Genomic DNA, 14,633 nt, shown 5'->3' on the forward strand with positions numbered 1-14,633 from the left:
GTGGTACGCCTAAGATCCTATCGGGGGGGCCGGGGGGGGGGGCCCGGCGGCGCGCCGCGGCCGGCCATCCCCGGGGGGGGCGGGGGCCGGCCGCGGCTCCACGGGTCAGTCGAGCACCGCGGTGGCTTCGACCTCCACCAGGTGCTCGGGTACGTCCAGGGCCGCGATGCCCAGCAGGGTGGCCGGCGCGACCGGGGTGACGCCCAGCTTCGCGGACGCCCGCGCGATCCCCTCCAGGAGTTGAGGCATCTTGTCGGGGGTCCAGTCGACGACGTGGACGTTCAGTTTCGCCACGTCGTCGAAGGACCCGCCGACCCCGGCCAGGGCGGTGGCGACGTTGAGGTAGCACTGCTCGACCTGCGCGGCGAGGTCGCCCTCGCCGACCGTGGCCCCATCGGCGGTCCAGGCGACCTGCCCGGCGATGAAGACCAGCTTCGTGCCCGTCGCGATCGACACCTGTCGGTAGACGTCGATCTCCGGCAGTCCCTCGGGGTTCAGCAGTGTGACGGCCATCCGGCCCGCCTCCTTCTCGTGTGAGCCCGTGGCTAAGCCAGTGGGCTCCCCGCAGCCGCCGGACGGGGCGTCCGACGGTCTCTTGCAGTTACTCGGTAACCGTAGGAGAGTGGCGCCTGACGTGGAAGAACGCACTTTTTAGTGACTGGGGTACCTCATGGTGACCAAGCAGTACGCGGGCTCGCCCGATGAAGCGGATCTGAGGCGCGCGGACTCCCTGGCGCGCGAGATCTTCTCGGACGTGGCCAACAAATGGGCTCTCCTGATCATCGAGGCCCTGGGTGGGGGAACACTGCGCTTCGGCGAGTTGCGGGACGGGGTCGAGGGCATCAGCCACAAGATGCTCACCCAGAACCTGCGCATGCTGGAGCGGTACGGCCTGGTCGAACGGACCGTGCACCCCGTGGTGCCGCCGCGGGTCGACTACACCCTCACCGAGCCGGGCCGGGCCCTGCGCGTGACGATCGACGGACTGTGCGACTGGACCCACCGGTACCTGGGCCACATCGACGCCTCCCGCCACCGCTTCGACGCCTGACGGGAACGACCGCCGAAAAAGGATTCAAAAGTTTCGGCGCCGATGTCGAGAACCCGTGGCCCGCTCCGTCCCCGTGGTGAACGCGACCACAATGGGTCGCACCAGTGAGGAGAAATACGATGGCCAAGTACTTGCTGCTCAAGCACTACCGCGGCGCACCGGCTCCGGCCAACGACGTCCCGATGGACCGGTGGACGCCGGAGGAGATCTCCGCCCACGTGCAGTACATGAACGACTTCGCGGGCCGACTGGAGAAGACCGGCGAGTTCGTCGACGGCCAGGCGCTCGCCCCCGAAGGGGCGTGGGTCCGCTACGACGGCGAGGGGCGCCCGCCCGTCACCGACGGACCGTTCGCCGAGACCAAGGACCTCATCGCCGGCTGGATGATCATCGACGTCGACGACTACGAGCGGGCCGTCGAGCTGGCCGGGGAACTGTCGGCCGCGCCGGGAGCCGGTGGCAAGCCGATCCACGAGTGGCTGGAGGTGCGCCCGTTCCTGACCGCGCCGCCCACCATCACGGAGTGACGCGACCGATGGACGAGGTCCTGCTCAGGCGCCTCACCCCGAGCGTGCTCACCGTCCTCGTCCGCCGCGGGGCCGATTTCGCGGCGGCCGAGGACGCCGTGCAGGACGCGCTGGTCGAGGCGCTCCGGGTGTGGCCGGCCGACCCGCCGCGGGACGCGAAGGGCTGGCTGGTCACCGTCGCCTGGCGCAAGTTCCTCGACGCGACGCGCGCCGACGTCTCCCGTCGGCGGCGCGAGGGCCGCGTCGAGGAGGAGCCGACGCCGGGTCCGGCGCCCGCGGCGGACGACACGCTCCGGCTCTACTTCCTGTGCGCGCACCCGTCGCTGACCCCGGCGTCCGCGGTCGCGCTCACCCTGCGCGCCGTCGGCGGGCTCACCACCCGTCAGATCGCCCGGGCCTACCTGGTGCCCGAGGCGACGATGGCGCAGCGCATCAGTCGGGCCAAGCGGACCGTCTCCGGCGTGCGCCTCGACCGGCCCGGCGACGTCGCCACCGTGCTGCGCGTCCTCTACCTGGTCTTCAACGAGGGCTACTCGGGCGACGTCGACCTCGCCGCCGAGGCGATCCGGCTGACCCGGCAGCTCGCGGGCGCCGTCGACCACCCCGAGGCGTCGGGGCTGCTCGCCCTCATGCTGCTCCACCACGCCCGGCGTGCCGCCCGGACCGCGCCCGACGGCAGCCTCGTGCCGCTCGCCGAGCAGGACCGCGGTCGGTGGGACACCGGGTTGATCACCGAGGGCATCGGGATCCTCCGGGCGGCACTCGCCCGCGACCGGCTGGGCGAGTTCCAGGCCCAGGCCGCCATCGCGGCACTCCACGCGGACGCGCCCACCGCCGGGGAGACCGACTGGGTGCAGATCGTCGAGTGGTACGACGAGCTCGCGGGCCTCACCGACAGCCCGGTCGTACGGCTGAACCGCGCGGTCGCCGTCGGCGAGGCCGACGGAGCGCGCGCGGGCCTGGCCGCGCTCGCGGCGCTGGACCCCTCGCTGCCCCGGTACGTCGCGGTGGCGGCGTACCTCCACGAGCGCGACGGCGACCGGGCGACGGCGGCCCGGCTGTACGCCGAGGCGGCCCACAAGGCGACCGACCTCGCGGAGCGCGACCACCTGACGCGCCAGGCCGCCCGGCTCAACGCCCGCCGCGACCGGTGAGGGGGCGGGGCGCCGTCACATCGCGGTCGCATCGCGGTCACCGGCGCTGTCGCTGCCGCTTCGTGTACGACCAGGTCACCGCCGTCATCAGGGGCGGGATGGCGAACAGCGGGGCGAAGGCGACGGCCCAGACGGTCCGGGCCGTACCGCTCGACATGTACGACTGGCTCTCGACGGTGAAGGCGACCACGAGTTGCCCCAGTGCCACCAGCAGCAGGACGGCCGAGGCCGTCCAGGAGAGCGCGGCCAGGGTTCGGGGGCGCATCGGCTGCCACCGGTCGCTGACCAGGAGGAGCGGGAACAGGGCCGCCAGTTCGGCGAGGACGGAGAGACCGACGACGTACGCGATGCCCCAGCCCGGGATGTCGAAGACGTCCCGCAGGACCTGGTCGCTGTAGCCGACGTGGACACCGGACGCCATGGCGATGCGCCAGAGGCCGGACGGGACGGCGCACAGGGCGATGGCGTGGGCGGCACGGCGGGCCCAGGGGGGCGCGGGGGCGGCGGCGGGCAGCGGAGCGGTCGCTGTGGTCATGACCCCCATGTTGGTCGTGGACATGACGGCCACGCGTCGTCCGTCGCGGCGGACCGTGTCCACCGTGCGGAGGACGCGCTCCCCCGCCCGGGTCATACCTCGGTGGGGTGCGCGTCCTCCCGGCCTGCCCTCAGTGCCTTGGCCCGGCCGGCCGGGGGTGGTCACGGCAGGATTTCGACGTACCCGTCCGTTCCGTGCACCCGGATCCGCTGCCCGTCCCGGATCAGGCGGGTGGCCCCTTCCACGCCCACGACGGCCGGCAGGCCGTACTCCCGGGCGATCACCGCGCCGTGGGTCATCAGGCCGCCCACCTCCGTCACCAGGCCCGCGATCCCGACGAACAGCGGCGACCAACTCGGGTCCGTGAACGTGGTGACCAGGATGTCGCCCGCTTCGAGATCGGCCTCCGCCATGTCGAGGACGACGCGGGCCCGTCCCTCGACGGTCCCGGCGGACACCGGTACGCCGATCAGGGCGCCGGCCGGTGCGTCGTCGCGCCGGTAGGCCCCGGAGAGGGCCTCGCCGTCCGAGGTGAGCACCCGGGGCGGCGTGAGCGCGTGGTACGAACGGAACTCCTCCTTGCGCCGCTGGATGAGCAGCTCGTCGACCCGGTGCGAGCGCGCGACGTCGTGGAGTTCCTGGAACGTGAGCCAGAAGGCGTCCTGCGGCTCGTGGAGCACGTCGGCCCGTACGAGGCGCTCGGCCTCCCCCAGCAGGGCCTGCTTGTAGAGGAAGTAGCGGCTGACGATGCCGTACTTCGGGTACTCCCGGTATCCGATGAAGGTTCTGACCCGGTCGATCATGCGCTTGGTCTCGTCGGCCTTGCCGTCCCCGTCGGGGAGGGTCCGCAGGCGTGCGAGCACGTCCTGTTCCTTCCGCAGCGCCTTCCGTCGTCCTTGCTCGAAGCGACGTCCGGCGGCGCCCGGCTCGAAGTTCCTGACGTTGTCGAGGATCACGGGGACGATCGTGGAGGGGCGCTCGCGCCACCGCGGCCGGGTGATGTCGATCTCTCCGACGCAGCGCATGCCGTACCGGTCGAGGTAGGCCTCGATGGCGTCGCGCGCTTCGGCGCCGCCCGCGAGTTTCGCCAGCTCGTCCAGGAACTCCTCGTCCTCGACGCCTTCCAGGAACGTCACGACGGCCGGGTGCGGTCGGATCGCGTCCGCGACGTCGAGCAGCGCCAGTCCCATCTCCGACGTGATGTTGTCGGGGGCGGACAGGGTGAGGGTGTCCGCGGCGTTCTTCTCGCCCAGCCACTCCCGCAGCTTGTCGTTGAGCCACCACGTGGCGTCCATCCCGGCCATGATCGCCTGGATGTTCAGCGGATCGCCGAGGACTCGTCTGTGTTCCTCGAACGCCTCGATCAGGAAGTCGAACAGCACCGGTCCGGTCTTCGTCCGGATGTCGCGTTCCAGGGCGGCGACGGACAGTCGGCTGCGTTCGATGAGCCCGGTGACGATGGCCGGATCGGTCTCGATCGGGGCGGGCGCAGGGCCGGCCGGTGGCCCGCCGGGGCTCGCGTCCGGGAGCGACGGGATGAACCCGTCGCGGTCGAGGACGGTCTCCAGGGCGTCCCTGATGAGCGGATCGCCCTTGCCCATGGCGTCCAGGAGGCCGGCGCGGCTCGTGGGCGAGGACAGGCCCCGGGTGACGTCGACGAACAGCCGGCCGCCGGCCTCGTGCATCGGCACCATGGCCGTGAGCTGCCACATGGAGAGCCCCAGGGGCTTCATGGGGTCGGTCATCATCTGTCCGTGGCCGACGGAGACGTAGACGCGGTTCTCGTCGTCGTGGCGCCGGCCGTCGGCGGTGGTCCCGGGGACGGGGAACAGCGTCGTGATCGGGCGGCTCTGAACGATCCGGAAGTCGTCGTCGCCGGGGGCGTCGACCAGGCACCATTCGATGTCCTGCGGGCGGCCGAAGTGCGCTTCGATCCGCCGCCCGATCCGCACGAGCCGCAGCACCTGGTCGTCCGTCAGCGTCGGCTCCTCCTGCCGCCGCGGGTCGATCGCCACTTCCCGCGTACCGCCGCCCGGCAGGGCGTGGACGGCACGCTGTTTGGCGGCGATCGACCTGTCGACGACCTCGCCGCCCCGCACCTTGAAGACGTCCGGGTTCACCAGGCCGGAGACCAGGGCCTCGCCGAGGCCGAAGCCGGCGTCCACGGTGGCGACCTTCCGGTCGCCCGTGACGGGGTCGGCCGTGAACAGGACGCCGGCCGCGTGCGGGAGGACCATCCGCTGCACGACCACGGCCATGTCGACCGTGCGGTCGTCGATGCCGTTGCGGCGGCGGTAGGTGACGGCCCGCTCGGTGAAGAGCGAGGCCCAGCACCGGCTGACGTGCCGCAGGATCTCGGTCGGCCCCACGACGTTCAGGTAGGTGTCCTGTTGGCCGGCGAAGGAGGCCGTCGGCAGGTCCTCCGCGGTCGCGCTCGACCGGACGGCGTAGGCGGCTTCCTCACCGAACCGGGCGAGCGCGCCGGTGATCCGCGCCGCGACGTCGGCGGGAATGGTGATGTCCTCGATGGTGCGGCGGATCTCCGCGCCGAGCGTGCGGATCCCTTCCCTGTCGTCCCGGTCGTCCGGATTCAGGCGGGACAGCCGATCGAGCCGGTCCTCGATCGACGGCTCCTGCGCCATGACCCGCCGGAAGGCGTGCGTCGTCACGCAGAAGCCATCCGGCACGTGGACGCCTTCGATCCGCGACAGGGCGCCCAGGTGTGCGCCCTTGCCGCCGACGACCGCGACCCGCGTCTCGTCGACCTCGCCGAGGTCCCACACGTACTGCTCGCTCATCGCGGTCCCTCCGGGGCGACGAACGCGCCGCGTCCCTCGTACGTCGACTGCAACACACGCACTCGTGACCTCATTTCCGCAGGTGGTGGCATCGGCCGACGATTCTCCGCCACCACCGGGGCCTTGCCGCAAGCCCCCCGGTGCGCTATATGTTGGAGGGGCGGGGAGAGCTGGATCTCCCTGCCTTTGTCGTTCCCCCTCCCCTTTCGGCGCGGCCGGCTTCCGGCGCGACGGCTTCCGGCCCGGCGGGACGTCAGTCCTGGTCCGTGGTGGACAGCGCACCGGCGATCATGCGAGTGGCGAAGTCTCGGTCGTCGGTGATCCGGTTGATGTGCTCCGCGAGGAGGAAGGCCGTGGCCTCCAGGGGGTTCATCTCGGCGTGGGTCCACTCCCCGTACTGCCGGCGCCACAGGTTGGGGCTCAGGTCGGTACCCGCGGCGATGACCAGGCCGGCCATGGTGGGGACGGTCTCCGGGCGGACGCTCCTGGGCATCGCGCGCAGCGAGGCCACCAGGTTCGGCACCACGTACTCGATGACGTCCTTGTCCTGGTCCTCGTGTGCCTGGCGCAGCCACGTCATGAACATGTAGATGAGCGTGCACGCGCCGTCCAGCAGGTCACGGACGCCCTCGGCGTCCATGGATCCGGCGAGCTGGTCGATCAGCGCGCGCTGTTCGGGGTCGGTCTCGGTCCTGCCGTCGTAAACGGCTTTGAGCCGCGAGTCGATCATCATGAGCGCCGCACCCACGTCGCCGGGGGGTGCGTACTCGGGGTCGCAGGGCGATGGCACAGGATCCTCCTCGTGTGGCCGCTACCGGCGCCACCTGGTCCGTACGTCGGGCCGCCGATCGGACGGCGTCCCGCGATCCCCGATGGAATACCCCTTGAGGACCCCCGTGGATCCGCTACGTCGGGTCCGGGGAGCCGGCGTGGTGGTCCAGCAGGCGGGTGAGCATGTCCACGAACCGGGCGCCTTCGGCCGGGCTCAGGGGTGCGAGCAGTTCGTCGTGGAGTTCGTCCAGGATCTTGTCGAGTCGGCGCAGGTGGCGGCGGCCCCGGGCGGAGATCGTGATGACGTTGCGGCGACGGTCGTCGGGATCCGGCGCACGCGCGACGAGGTCACGCTCGGTCAGTTCGTTGAGCACGCCGACCATGTCGCTGCGGTGGATGCCGGTGCGCCGGCTCAGGGTCGCCTGGCTGCCCGGCCCGTGATCCTCCAGTGAGGCGAGCACGGCGTAGTGCCACTTGCGTCCGTCGGCCCGGGCCAGCCCTTCGGTGATGAGCCGGTCCGAACGCGCGGAGAGCTGGGACAACAGTCGGCTCGCCCGTCGACGCAGCCTGTCGGGCGTCTCGGGGCCTTCGCCGTCGGGCACGTCCACGGATTCGGCTCTGACCATGACGCCGATCCTATCCGTTGCGTTCGTCGGACCAACGATATACGTTCGGCCGTGCCGACATCGTTGGTGACACGAACGTTGACGCCACGAACGCTGGTGCCCGAACGCTGGTGGCACGAACGTTGATGTGGCCGCGCGAGCCCACGGAAGGAAGATCCGCCATCCCCACCGAAACGCTGCAGATTCCCACCCCTGACGGTCCGGCCGACGCCTACGCCGCGTTCCCCGACGACGGCGAGCGGCACCCGGGGGTGCTGTTGTACGCCGATGCCTTCGGCACCCGACCCGAGCTGGAGGGGAAGGCCCGCGAGCTGGCCGGGCACGGCTACCACGTGCTCCTCCCCCACCTCTACCACCGGCACGGCCCGGCACCGGTGATCGAGCTTCCCGAGCACATCGACAAGGAGAACCGGCCCGAGGTCATCGGCCGACTGATGCCCTTCATCGAGGCGCTCACCACCGAACGGTTCCTGCGCGACGCCGACGCGTACCTGAGGTTCCTGCGCGCCCGGTCCGAGGTCGGGCCCGGACCGGTCGCCGCGATCGGCTACTGCATGGGCGCGGCCCTGGCGCTGCGCACGGCAGCGGCCCACCCGGATCAGGTGGCCGCCGTCGCGGGCTTCCACCCCGGCCCCTTGGTGACCGCCGCGCCCGACAGCCCGCACCACCTGTTCCCCGAGGTCACCGCCCGGGTCCACCTCGGGCTGGCCGAGGGTGACATGACCCCCGGGACGCTCGGCGCCCTCCACGAGGCCTTGGACGCCGCGGGGGTCGCCCATACCACCGAGATCCAACCCGGCACCGTCCACGGCTTCACCATGTCCGACACCCACGCCTTCAACTCTTCGGCGTCGCAGTGGCATTGGGACCGGTTGCTCGACCTCCTCGGTCGCATGCCGACCTGACCGACCGCCGAGGCCCGGGCTCGTGATCGATAAATGCCTCGACTCGTCCGCACCGATCGGGGACGCTTCGGGCGATGACCAGAATCGACGACACGCCGCCCGCGTGGGACGAGCGCACTCAGCTCACCACGTTCCTCGACTACGCACGTGACACCGCCCGCGCCAAGTGCGCCGGCCTGTCCGAGGAGAACGCCCGCAAGGCCCTCCTGCCGGGCTCACCGCTGATGACCATGAGCGGTTTGATCAACCACCTACGCTGGGTCGAGTACTACTGGTTCCAGGTGGTGTTCCTCGGCGAGGAGGACGGGGGCCCCTGGACGGAGGAGGATCCCGACCGCGAGATGCGCATCGCCGTCGACTTCCCGCTCCCCGCCCTGCTCGACGAGTACGCCGCGCAGAGCGCCGAGTACCGCGAGCTGGTCGCCGGCACCGGCCTGGACGAAAAGGCCCGGCGACCCGTCCGCAACGGCCTCCACGTCGATCTGCGCTGGATCCTGCTCCACCTCACCGAGGAGACGGCCCGCCACAACGGCCACCTGGACATCCTGCGCGAGATGCTCGACGGTACGACCGGCGACTAGGCCGGGTCGGGGCGGGCGTCGGGGCCGGAATCGAGGCCCTAGCCTCGGGGGGTGACCAGCAACGATCTCGGAGAGTTCCTGCGCGCCCGCCGCGCCCGACTGCGGCCCGGTGACGTCGGGCTGGCCTCCCACGGTGCCCGCCGGGTGGCGGGGCTGCGGAGGGAGGAGGTCGCCGTCCTCGCCGGGATGAACAGCGACTACTACGCCCGTCTCGAACAGGGCCGCGAGCGCGGCCCCTCCCCGCAGATCCTCGACTCCATCGGCAGCGCCCTGCGGATGGACGACGAGGCGCGGGAGCACATGTTCCGACTGGCGGGCACCGCACCGGAGGGCGCGAGGCCGCGGCCCCGGGAGACGGTCGGCTCCGCGCTGCGGCAGTTGCTGGACGGACACGCGAACGCCGCGGCGTTCGTCCTGAACCCGGCCACCGACTTCCTGGCGTCGAACGCCCTGGCCGACGCGCTGTTCTCGCCGTTCGGGAGCGTCGACAACCTGGCACGGATGACGTTCCTCGACCCGGCCGCCCGGAGCTTCTTCACCCGGTGGGAGCGGGCGGCCGAGGCGGTCGTCGCCTCGTTGCGGCACGCCACGGGCCTCGACCCGCACTACCGGCACCTCCACGACCTCGTCGGCTCCCTGACCGAGGAGAGCGGGGAGTTCGCCGCGCTGTGGTCCTCGCACACCGTGTACGGCAAGACCCGTGACGGCAAGGAGCTGCTGCACCCCGACGTCGGGCCGCTCTCGCTCACCTTCCAGGCCTTCGACGTGCGCGGGGCTCCGGGTCAGCAACTGGTGGTCTACCAGGCCGAGCCGGGAAGCCCGGACGCCCGGGCACTCGCCCTGCTCGGGAGCCTGCGCGCCCGGAACGCGCCGTAGCGGGACGGCGATGTCGGCCGTCCGGCCGGGAAGGAGTCGTGGAGGGGGGAACGGGCCGGGGGAACGGCGGCCGTCAGGCGGCGGACGGGGTACGGAGCACGTGCTCCCGCGAGGCCTGGACCTCGTCGCGCAGGGCCGGCAGGTCGACGTCGAGGACCTCGCCGTTCCACTTGCGTACGACGCCGTTGACGAGGACGGCGCTGATGTTGCGGGCGTCCGAGCCCAGGACGACGGTGCCGATCGGGTCGTTGAGCGGCATGTTGTTGAGGTCCTCGGCCCGGATGACCAGCAGGTCTGCCTTCTTGCCCGGGGTGAGCGAGCCGGTGACGTCCGCCAGGCCGTTCGTGCGGGCGCCCTGGAGGGTGGCGAAGTCCAGGACGTCGTGGGTGGTGATGCGGGCCGGCTGCCGGTCGGTGCCGTGGACGGCGTTGACCGCGCGCATCCGCTGGATGGTGTGCAGCGCGCGCATCTGCGTGAACATGTCGCCGGCCAGCGCCACCTCGACGTCGATGCTCAGCCCCGGGCGCACACCGACCGACAGGGCCTCGTCGATCGCGGGGATCGCGGTCTCCAGGCCGATCTGGGCGTCGGAGGTCGGGGCCAGCGCGATGGTCGTGCCGCTGTCCCCGATCGCCCGCCACGCGGACGGGGTCAGGCCGGTGGCGTGGATGAGGGTGTGGTCCGGGCCGAGGAGGCCGGCCTTCGCCCATCCGAGGACGGCCTCGGAGGAAGCGGTCCCGAAGACGGCGTCCACGCTCACGCCGATCCCCAGTTCCTTCGCGGTGTGCGCCAGTTCCGGCCCGTAGGCGAGGGCGGGACCGGCTATCGCATCGGTGGCCAGGGCTGCCAGTCGCAGGGTCAGGAGTTGGTCGTCGCCGGCGAAGTACCTCTCCTTGAGGCGGGCCAGGTCGCCGGGCCACTGTTCGTCCCAGTCACCGAAGTGCGGGCCCATGGAGGCGTGCACGCCTCGGATACCGGTGTCGACGAGGGCCTGGACCGCGGCGTCGGAGTGCTCGGGGGTGCGCGAGTTGTGGGAGAAGTCGAGCATGCAGGTGATGCCGCTGTCGATGGCCGTCAGTGCGGCCAGCCTGGTGCCGACGTACATGTCGTGGGGCCGGTAGACGGTGGCGTATCCCGCGAGGGTGGACATGACGTAGGCACCGAGATCGTCGACGTCCGGCATGATCCGGCGCAGCTGGGTCTGCCAGGCGTGCCGATGGGTGTCGACGAAGCCGGGGGCGAGGACGGTCCCGGTGGCGTCGACGACCACGGCGCCGTCGTGGCTCGGGACCGAGCCGATCGCGGTGATGGTCCCGCCCTCGACGAGCAGGTCCGCGCCGTGCAGGACACCGAGGTCGGGATCCATGGTGACGATGGTCGCGCCGGTGAACAGGATGCGCCGCTCGCGGTCGGCGGACCGGCGCCGGAGCTGTTCGAGTACGGCGGCGCTGGTGGTGTCGGGGGCGGTCAAGGGATGTCCTGTCCGTCGTGCCGGGGCGGGTGTGCTGCGCGCCGGCGTGTTCCTGCGGGGTGGGTGATGCCCCCAGCCTCGGTCCGTCCCGGGGCGACAACCAGGCCGCCGTCCACCCGGGTACGGCGCACCCCGGCTCCCGCGACCGGGCCCCGCGCCCGCCCGCCCGGGACCCTGCCCGCGGAGGGGCTCGTGGCCCGGCACCGGCCACGGATGGGACAGTCGACCTTGACCGCGAAGCCCGAAGCCGTCCGATACGGCTTCGGGCCGCACCGTAGCGACGGAGCCGCCATGCCACAGACCCGCACGATCACCTTGCGTCCCCACCAGGAAGAAGCCGTCGAGGCGATCGTCCGGGGGCTGGACGTTCCGCCGGGGAAGCGGATTCCGGAGGCGGGTCTGCGGGCGACGGTGGTGGCCGCGTGCGGGACCGGGAAGACGTTCATCGCCGCGGCCGCCGCGATGCGGCTGGCGCGCCACGGGCGGGTGCTGGTGTTGCTGCCGACCTTGGACCTGCTGACCCAGACGGTGCGGGAGTGGCGGCTCGCCGGGCACGACGGGCCCGCTGTCGCGGTGTGCTCGCTGGAGAACGACCCGGTCCTGTCGGCCCTGGGGGTCCGCTCGACGACGTCGGCTCCGCAGCTCGGGCTGTGGCACGGCCGGGGGCAGGTCACCGTGTACGCCACCTACGCGTCCCTCGGCGTCGTCGCCGAGGCGCACCGCGGCGGGTACGGGTTGCCGATGGACGTGTTCGACCTGGTGGTGGTGGACGAGGCGCACCGTACGTCCGGGTCGGCGGGGAAGGCGTGGGCGGACGTGCACCGCCAGGAGGTCGTCCCGGCCATGCGCCGGCTGTACATGACCGCGACGCCTCGGGTCTGGGCCGATCGCCCGCCCCGGAGCGGGGCGGAGCTGGAGTTGTACGAGGCGCAGCAGGAGGTGGTGGACGGGGAGACGGACGGCCGGACCCGCCGGGTGTGGGACCGGCTGCCGAGGGAGCTGGCGTGCTCGATGGACGACGAGAGCGTGTTCGGGCCGGTCGTCCACGAGCTGTCGCTGGCGTCGGCGATCTCGCGGAAGCTGCTGGCGAAGTACCAGGTCGTCGTGGTCGAGCTGACCGATCCCGAGGTCACGCCGGACCGGTTGGTGGGCGAGGGGCGCTACGAGGAGCGGCTGCGGGGTGAGCGGCTCGCCGCCCTGCAGACGGCGCTGCTGGAGACGATGGCGACGCACGGGTTGAGGACGACGATCTCCTTCCATCACCGGACGGTCGAGGCGCAGGCCTTCGCGGAGGGCTTGGGTCGGGTCGCGGCCCGGCTGCACGAGGTGGACCCCGTTCGGCACGGTGAGCGGGTGTGGTCGGGGTGGCTGTGCGGGGAGCACGAGAGCGAGCACCGGCAGGCCGTTCTCGGTGACTTCGGTCGGCGGGCCGGTCGGGCCGTGCTCGCGAACTGTCGGGTGCTGGGGGAGGGAGTCGACATCCGGGCGACCGACTCCGTCGCGCTGATCGACCCCAAGGGGTCCGCCGTCGACATCGTGCAGGCGATCGGCCGGGCGTTGCGGCAGCAGCCCGGGGAGGGGAAGACCGCGACGTTGATCGTGCCGGTCTTCCTGGCCGCGGGGGAAAGGCCGGAGGACATGCTGTCCTCCCGGTCCTACCGCCCGCTGATCCGGGTTCTGCAGGGCCTTCGGGCCCACGACGAACGCGCCGTGGAGATGCTCGCGATTCCGCAGGAACCCCGCAAGCGCGTCGTACAGCCGTCGCTGCCGATCGGGTCGGCACCCGCCGAGGGCGAGGACGAGGACCGGCTCCTGCTGCGTTTCGCCGCCCCCAGGGATCCGGCGCTGATCGCGAAGTGGATCACCTATCAGGTCATCAACACCGAGCGCGTCGACTGGCGGCGGGGTGCCGAGGCCGCGTACCGGTACCGCGAGCGGGAGCAGCACCTGGAGGTCCCGTACGAGCACGTCGAGGGCGCCTACCCGCTCGGGAGGTGGGTTTCCGATCAGCGGCGGGCGTACCGGGCCGGGGTCATGAGCGGCGGGCGGGCGGCAGAGTTGGAGGAACTGGGCATCGTCTGGGACACCGCGGACGCGGGCTTCGCGGAGAACCTCGCCGCCGCCCGCGCCTACTACGAGCTCCACGGCACGCTGGCCGCCCCGCGGCACGCCACCTCCCTGGACAAGCAGGTCGGGCAGTGGCTCACCAACATCCGTCGGCCCGGCGGGCTCGGGAAGGACCCGGACCGGGCCCGCCGGCGGGAGGCCGAGCTGGTCGCCGTCGATCCGGACTGGAACCCCGGTGTGCTGGGGTGGACCGTCGACTGGCAGCGCCACCACACCTACCTGCGGCAGGCCCTGGCGGCGGGGGCGCGGCTCGACGACATCGTGCCGGGGGTCACCCGGCACGGCGACGACATCGGACGTTGGCTCGCCACGCAGCGTCGTGACTGGAACCGGCTGACCGGGGAGCAGCGGCGCCGGCTCGGCGAGCTGGGCGTGGAGCCGGCCGTACGGGCCCGCCGGAACCCCGCGAAGCCGGACGCGGCCGGTGGCGGCGCGGCTTTCGGGAAGGGCCTCGAAGCCCTCGCGCAGTACGTGCGGAGGGAAGGGGGCGGCGTGCCCGGGCGCGCGCACGTCGAGCGTCTGCCCGACGGCGGCGAACACCGCACCGGGGTGTGGCTCATGAACCAGAAGGCGCGGCGGGACCGGCTGGATGCCGACCGGCTCGCGGCGCTCGCCGAACTCGGCGTGCGGTGGGCGGAGTAGGGCGAAGGGGCCGGCCGGGGCCCGACGGGTCGGGGGCGGGCGAGGGGCCTGGCGGAGGACGCCGAAGGGCCGGGGCAGGGGACGCCGAAGGGCCGGGGCGGCAACCGTGTGGTTGCCGCCCCGGCCCCGGACGCTCGGGTGGTGCCCCGTCAGATGCGGTGGGGGCCGCCGTAGTAGCCGCCCACCTCGCGGTGGTAGTCCTCGTTGCCGAGGTGCTTGTCCTTGTCGAACTCGGGAGCGGCCTTGATCTGCTCCTTGGTCCGGTCGACGTAGATCTTCTGCTCGTCCGGGTCGACGCGGCTGACCGTGCCGGCGGGAAGGAGGACTTCCTTGCCGAAGATCCACGGGCCGGTGTCGACGACGAGGTACGCCGAACCGACGTCGTCGGAGTGCTTGTCGACCTTGCCGATGGAGCCGTCCGTGGCCTCGACCTTGTAGCCGGTCAGGTCCGTACCGGCCAGATGGCCGGACGTGTCGCGGTAACCCCATACGTTCTCAGTCATACGAACAACCCCTTCATTGATTTCGACGGCTGCTTTCCAGGCCCTTTTTGAAGGCCGGGGCGCAGT

At 72.0% G+C, this 14,633-nt stretch carries 14 protein-coding genes; 7 read left to right on the plus strand and 7 right to left on the minus strand.

Features of this window, described 5'->3' with window-relative positions; genetic code table 11:
- Window positions 1–105 precede the first annotated feature (105 nt).
- The gene (locus ACFVS6_RS20035; protein ID WP_389705445.1) at window positions 106–513 is read right to left on the minus strand and encodes a RidA family protein; all 408 of its coding nucleotides are present in this window, start codon (window positions 511–513) and stop codon (window positions 106–108) included.
- Window positions 514–670: 157 nt separating this feature from the next.
- On the opposite strand from ACFVS6_RS20035, the gene ACFVS6_RS20040 reads away from it, so the two are divergent.
- The 3 genes from ACFVS6_RS20040 (at window position 671) to ACFVS6_RS20050 (ending at window position 2,732) form a co-directional block, all read left to right on the plus strand.
- Window positions 671–1,051, plus strand: a complete 381-nt coding sequence (locus tag ACFVS6_RS20040) for a winged helix-turn-helix transcriptional regulator (protein ID WP_389705446.1) — start codon at window positions 671–673, stop codon at window positions 1,049–1,051.
- A 119-nt stretch (window positions 1,052–1,170) separates the two neighbouring features.
- Complete coding sequence (locus ACFVS6_RS20045) at window positions 1,171–1,578, plus strand: YciI family protein (protein ID WP_389705447.1); 408 nt, start codon at window positions 1,171–1,173, stop codon at window positions 1,576–1,578.
- An 8-nt stretch (window positions 1,579–1,586) separates the two neighbouring features.
- Window positions 1,587–2,732, plus strand: a complete 1,146-nt coding sequence (locus ACFVS6_RS20050; protein WP_389705598.1) for an RNA polymerase sigma factor — start codon at window positions 1,587–1,589, stop codon at window positions 2,730–2,732.
- Window positions 2,733–2,769: 37 nt separating this feature from the next.
- Here the strand turns inward: ACFVS6_RS20050 and ACFVS6_RS20055 are convergent, their stop codons facing one another.
- The 4 genes from ACFVS6_RS20055 to ACFVS6_RS20070 all read right to left on the minus strand — a co-directional run bounded on the left by ACFVS6_RS20055 (window position 2,770) and on the right by ACFVS6_RS20070 (window position 7,462).
- A complete protein-coding gene (locus ACFVS6_RS20055; RefSeq protein ID WP_389705599.1) occupies window positions 2,770–3,276 on the minus strand; it encodes a hypothetical protein in 507 nt (168 codons plus the stop codon).
- 152 nt (window positions 3,277–3,428) lie between these two features.
- Window positions 3,429–6,065: a rifamycin-inactivating phosphotransferase gene (gene rph / locus ACFVS6_RS20060; protein WP_389705449.1), complete on the minus strand. Its 2,637-nt coding sequence runs from the start codon at window positions 6,063–6,065 to the stop codon at window positions 3,429–3,431.
- Window positions 6,066–6,318: 253 nt separating this feature from the next.
- Window positions 6,319–6,855, minus strand: coding sequence for a hypothetical protein (locus ACFVS6_RS20065; protein WP_389705450.1), 537 nt, complete (start codon window positions 6,853–6,855; stop codon window positions 6,319–6,321).
- A gap of 115 nt (window positions 6,856–6,970) precedes the next feature.
- Entirely contained in the window at window positions 6,971–7,462 is a 492-nt protein-coding gene (locus tag ACFVS6_RS20070; protein ID WP_389705451.1) for a MarR family winged helix-turn-helix transcriptional regulator, read from the minus strand.
- Between the two features lie 161 nt (window positions 7,463–7,623).
- Between ACFVS6_RS20070 and ACFVS6_RS20075 the strand changes: the two genes are divergently transcribed.
- The 3 genes from ACFVS6_RS20075 (at window position 7,624) to ACFVS6_RS20085 (ending at window position 9,824) form a co-directional block, all read left to right on the plus strand.
- The gene (locus ACFVS6_RS20075; RefSeq protein ID WP_389705600.1) at window positions 7,624–8,367 is read left to right on the plus strand and encodes a dienelactone hydrolase family protein; all 744 of its coding nucleotides are present in this window, start codon (window positions 7,624–7,626) and stop codon (window positions 8,365–8,367) included.
- A 74-nt stretch (window positions 8,368–8,441) separates the two neighbouring features.
- On the plus strand, window positions 8,442–8,948 hold the full coding sequence (locus ACFVS6_RS20080) for a DinB family protein (RefSeq protein ID WP_389705453.1): 507 nt from the start codon (window positions 8,442–8,444) through the stop codon (window positions 8,946–8,948).
- A 51-nt stretch (window positions 8,949–8,999) separates the two neighbouring features.
- Window positions 9,000–9,824, plus strand: a complete 825-nt coding sequence (locus tag ACFVS6_RS20085) for a helix-turn-helix transcriptional regulator (RefSeq protein ID WP_389705454.1) — start codon at window positions 9,000–9,002, stop codon at window positions 9,822–9,824.
- Between the two features lie 73 nt (window positions 9,825–9,897).
- Here the strand turns inward: ACFVS6_RS20085 and ACFVS6_RS20090 are convergent, their stop codons facing one another.
- Window positions 9,898–11,295, minus strand: a complete 1,398-nt coding sequence (locus ACFVS6_RS20090) for an amidohydrolase family protein (RefSeq protein WP_389705455.1) — start codon at window positions 11,293–11,295, stop codon at window positions 9,898–9,900.
- A gap of 291 nt (window positions 11,296–11,586) precedes the next feature.
- On the opposite strand from ACFVS6_RS20090, the gene ACFVS6_RS20095 reads away from it, so the two are divergent.
- Window positions 11,587–14,064 (plus strand): Helicase associated domain protein, encoded by a 2,478-nt coding sequence (locus ACFVS6_RS20095; protein ID WP_389705456.1) that lies wholly within the window; start codon window positions 11,587–11,589, stop codon window positions 14,062–14,064.
- A 149-nt stretch (window positions 14,065–14,213) separates the two neighbouring features.
- On the opposite strand, the gene ACFVS6_RS20100 is transcribed toward ACFVS6_RS20095, so the two are convergent.
- Entirely contained in the window at window positions 14,214–14,567 is a 354-nt protein-coding gene (locus ACFVS6_RS20100) for a PRC-barrel domain-containing protein (RefSeq protein ID WP_389705458.1), read from the minus strand.
- Window positions 14,568–14,633: the final 66 nt, after the last annotated feature.

The sequence above is a fragment of the Streptomyces sp. NPDC057939 genome, assembly GCF_042887545.1.
In the GTDB taxonomy this organism is placed as follows: Bacteria; Actinomycetota; Actinomycetes; order Streptomycetales; family Streptomycetaceae; genus Streptomyces.

Bases quoted from the DNA above. Each gene is read 5' to 3' on its own strand.
- ACFVS6_RS20095 (WP_389705456.1), top strand. From the start codon at position 11,587: ATGCCACAGACCCGCACGATCACCTTGCGTCCCCACCAGGAAGAAGCC.
- rph (WP_389705449.1), bottom strand. From the start codon at position 6,065: ATGAGCGAGCAGTACGTGTGGGACCTCGGCGAGGTCGACGAGACGCGG.
- ACFVS6_RS20035 (WP_389705445.1), bottom strand. From the start codon at position 513: ATGGCCGTCACACTGCTGAACCCCGAGGGACTGCCGGAGATCGACGTC.
- ACFVS6_RS20055 (WP_389705599.1), bottom strand. From the start codon at position 3,276: ATGGGGGTCATGACCACAGCGACCGCTCCGCTGCCCGCCGCCGCCCCC.
- ACFVS6_RS20040 (WP_389705446.1), top strand. From the start codon at position 671: ATGGTGACCAAGCAGTACGCGGGCTCGCCCGATGAAGCGGATCTGAGG.
- ACFVS6_RS20080 (WP_389705453.1), top strand. From the start codon at position 8,442: ATGACCAGAATCGACGACACGCCGCCCGCGTGGGACGAGCGCACTCAG.
- ACFVS6_RS20070 (WP_389705451.1), bottom strand. From the start codon at position 7,462: ATGGTCAGAGCCGAATCCGTGGACGTGCCCGACGGCGAAGGCCCCGAG.
- ACFVS6_RS20045 (WP_389705447.1), top strand. From the start codon at position 1,171: ATGGCCAAGTACTTGCTGCTCAAGCACTACCGCGGCGCACCGGCTCCG.
- ACFVS6_RS20050 (WP_389705598.1), top strand. From the start codon at position 1,587: ATGGACGAGGTCCTGCTCAGGCGCCTCACCCCGAGCGTGCTCACCGTC.
- ACFVS6_RS20100 (WP_389705458.1), bottom strand. From the start codon at position 14,567: ATGACTGAGAACGTATGGGGTTACCGCGACACGTCCGGCCATCTGGCC.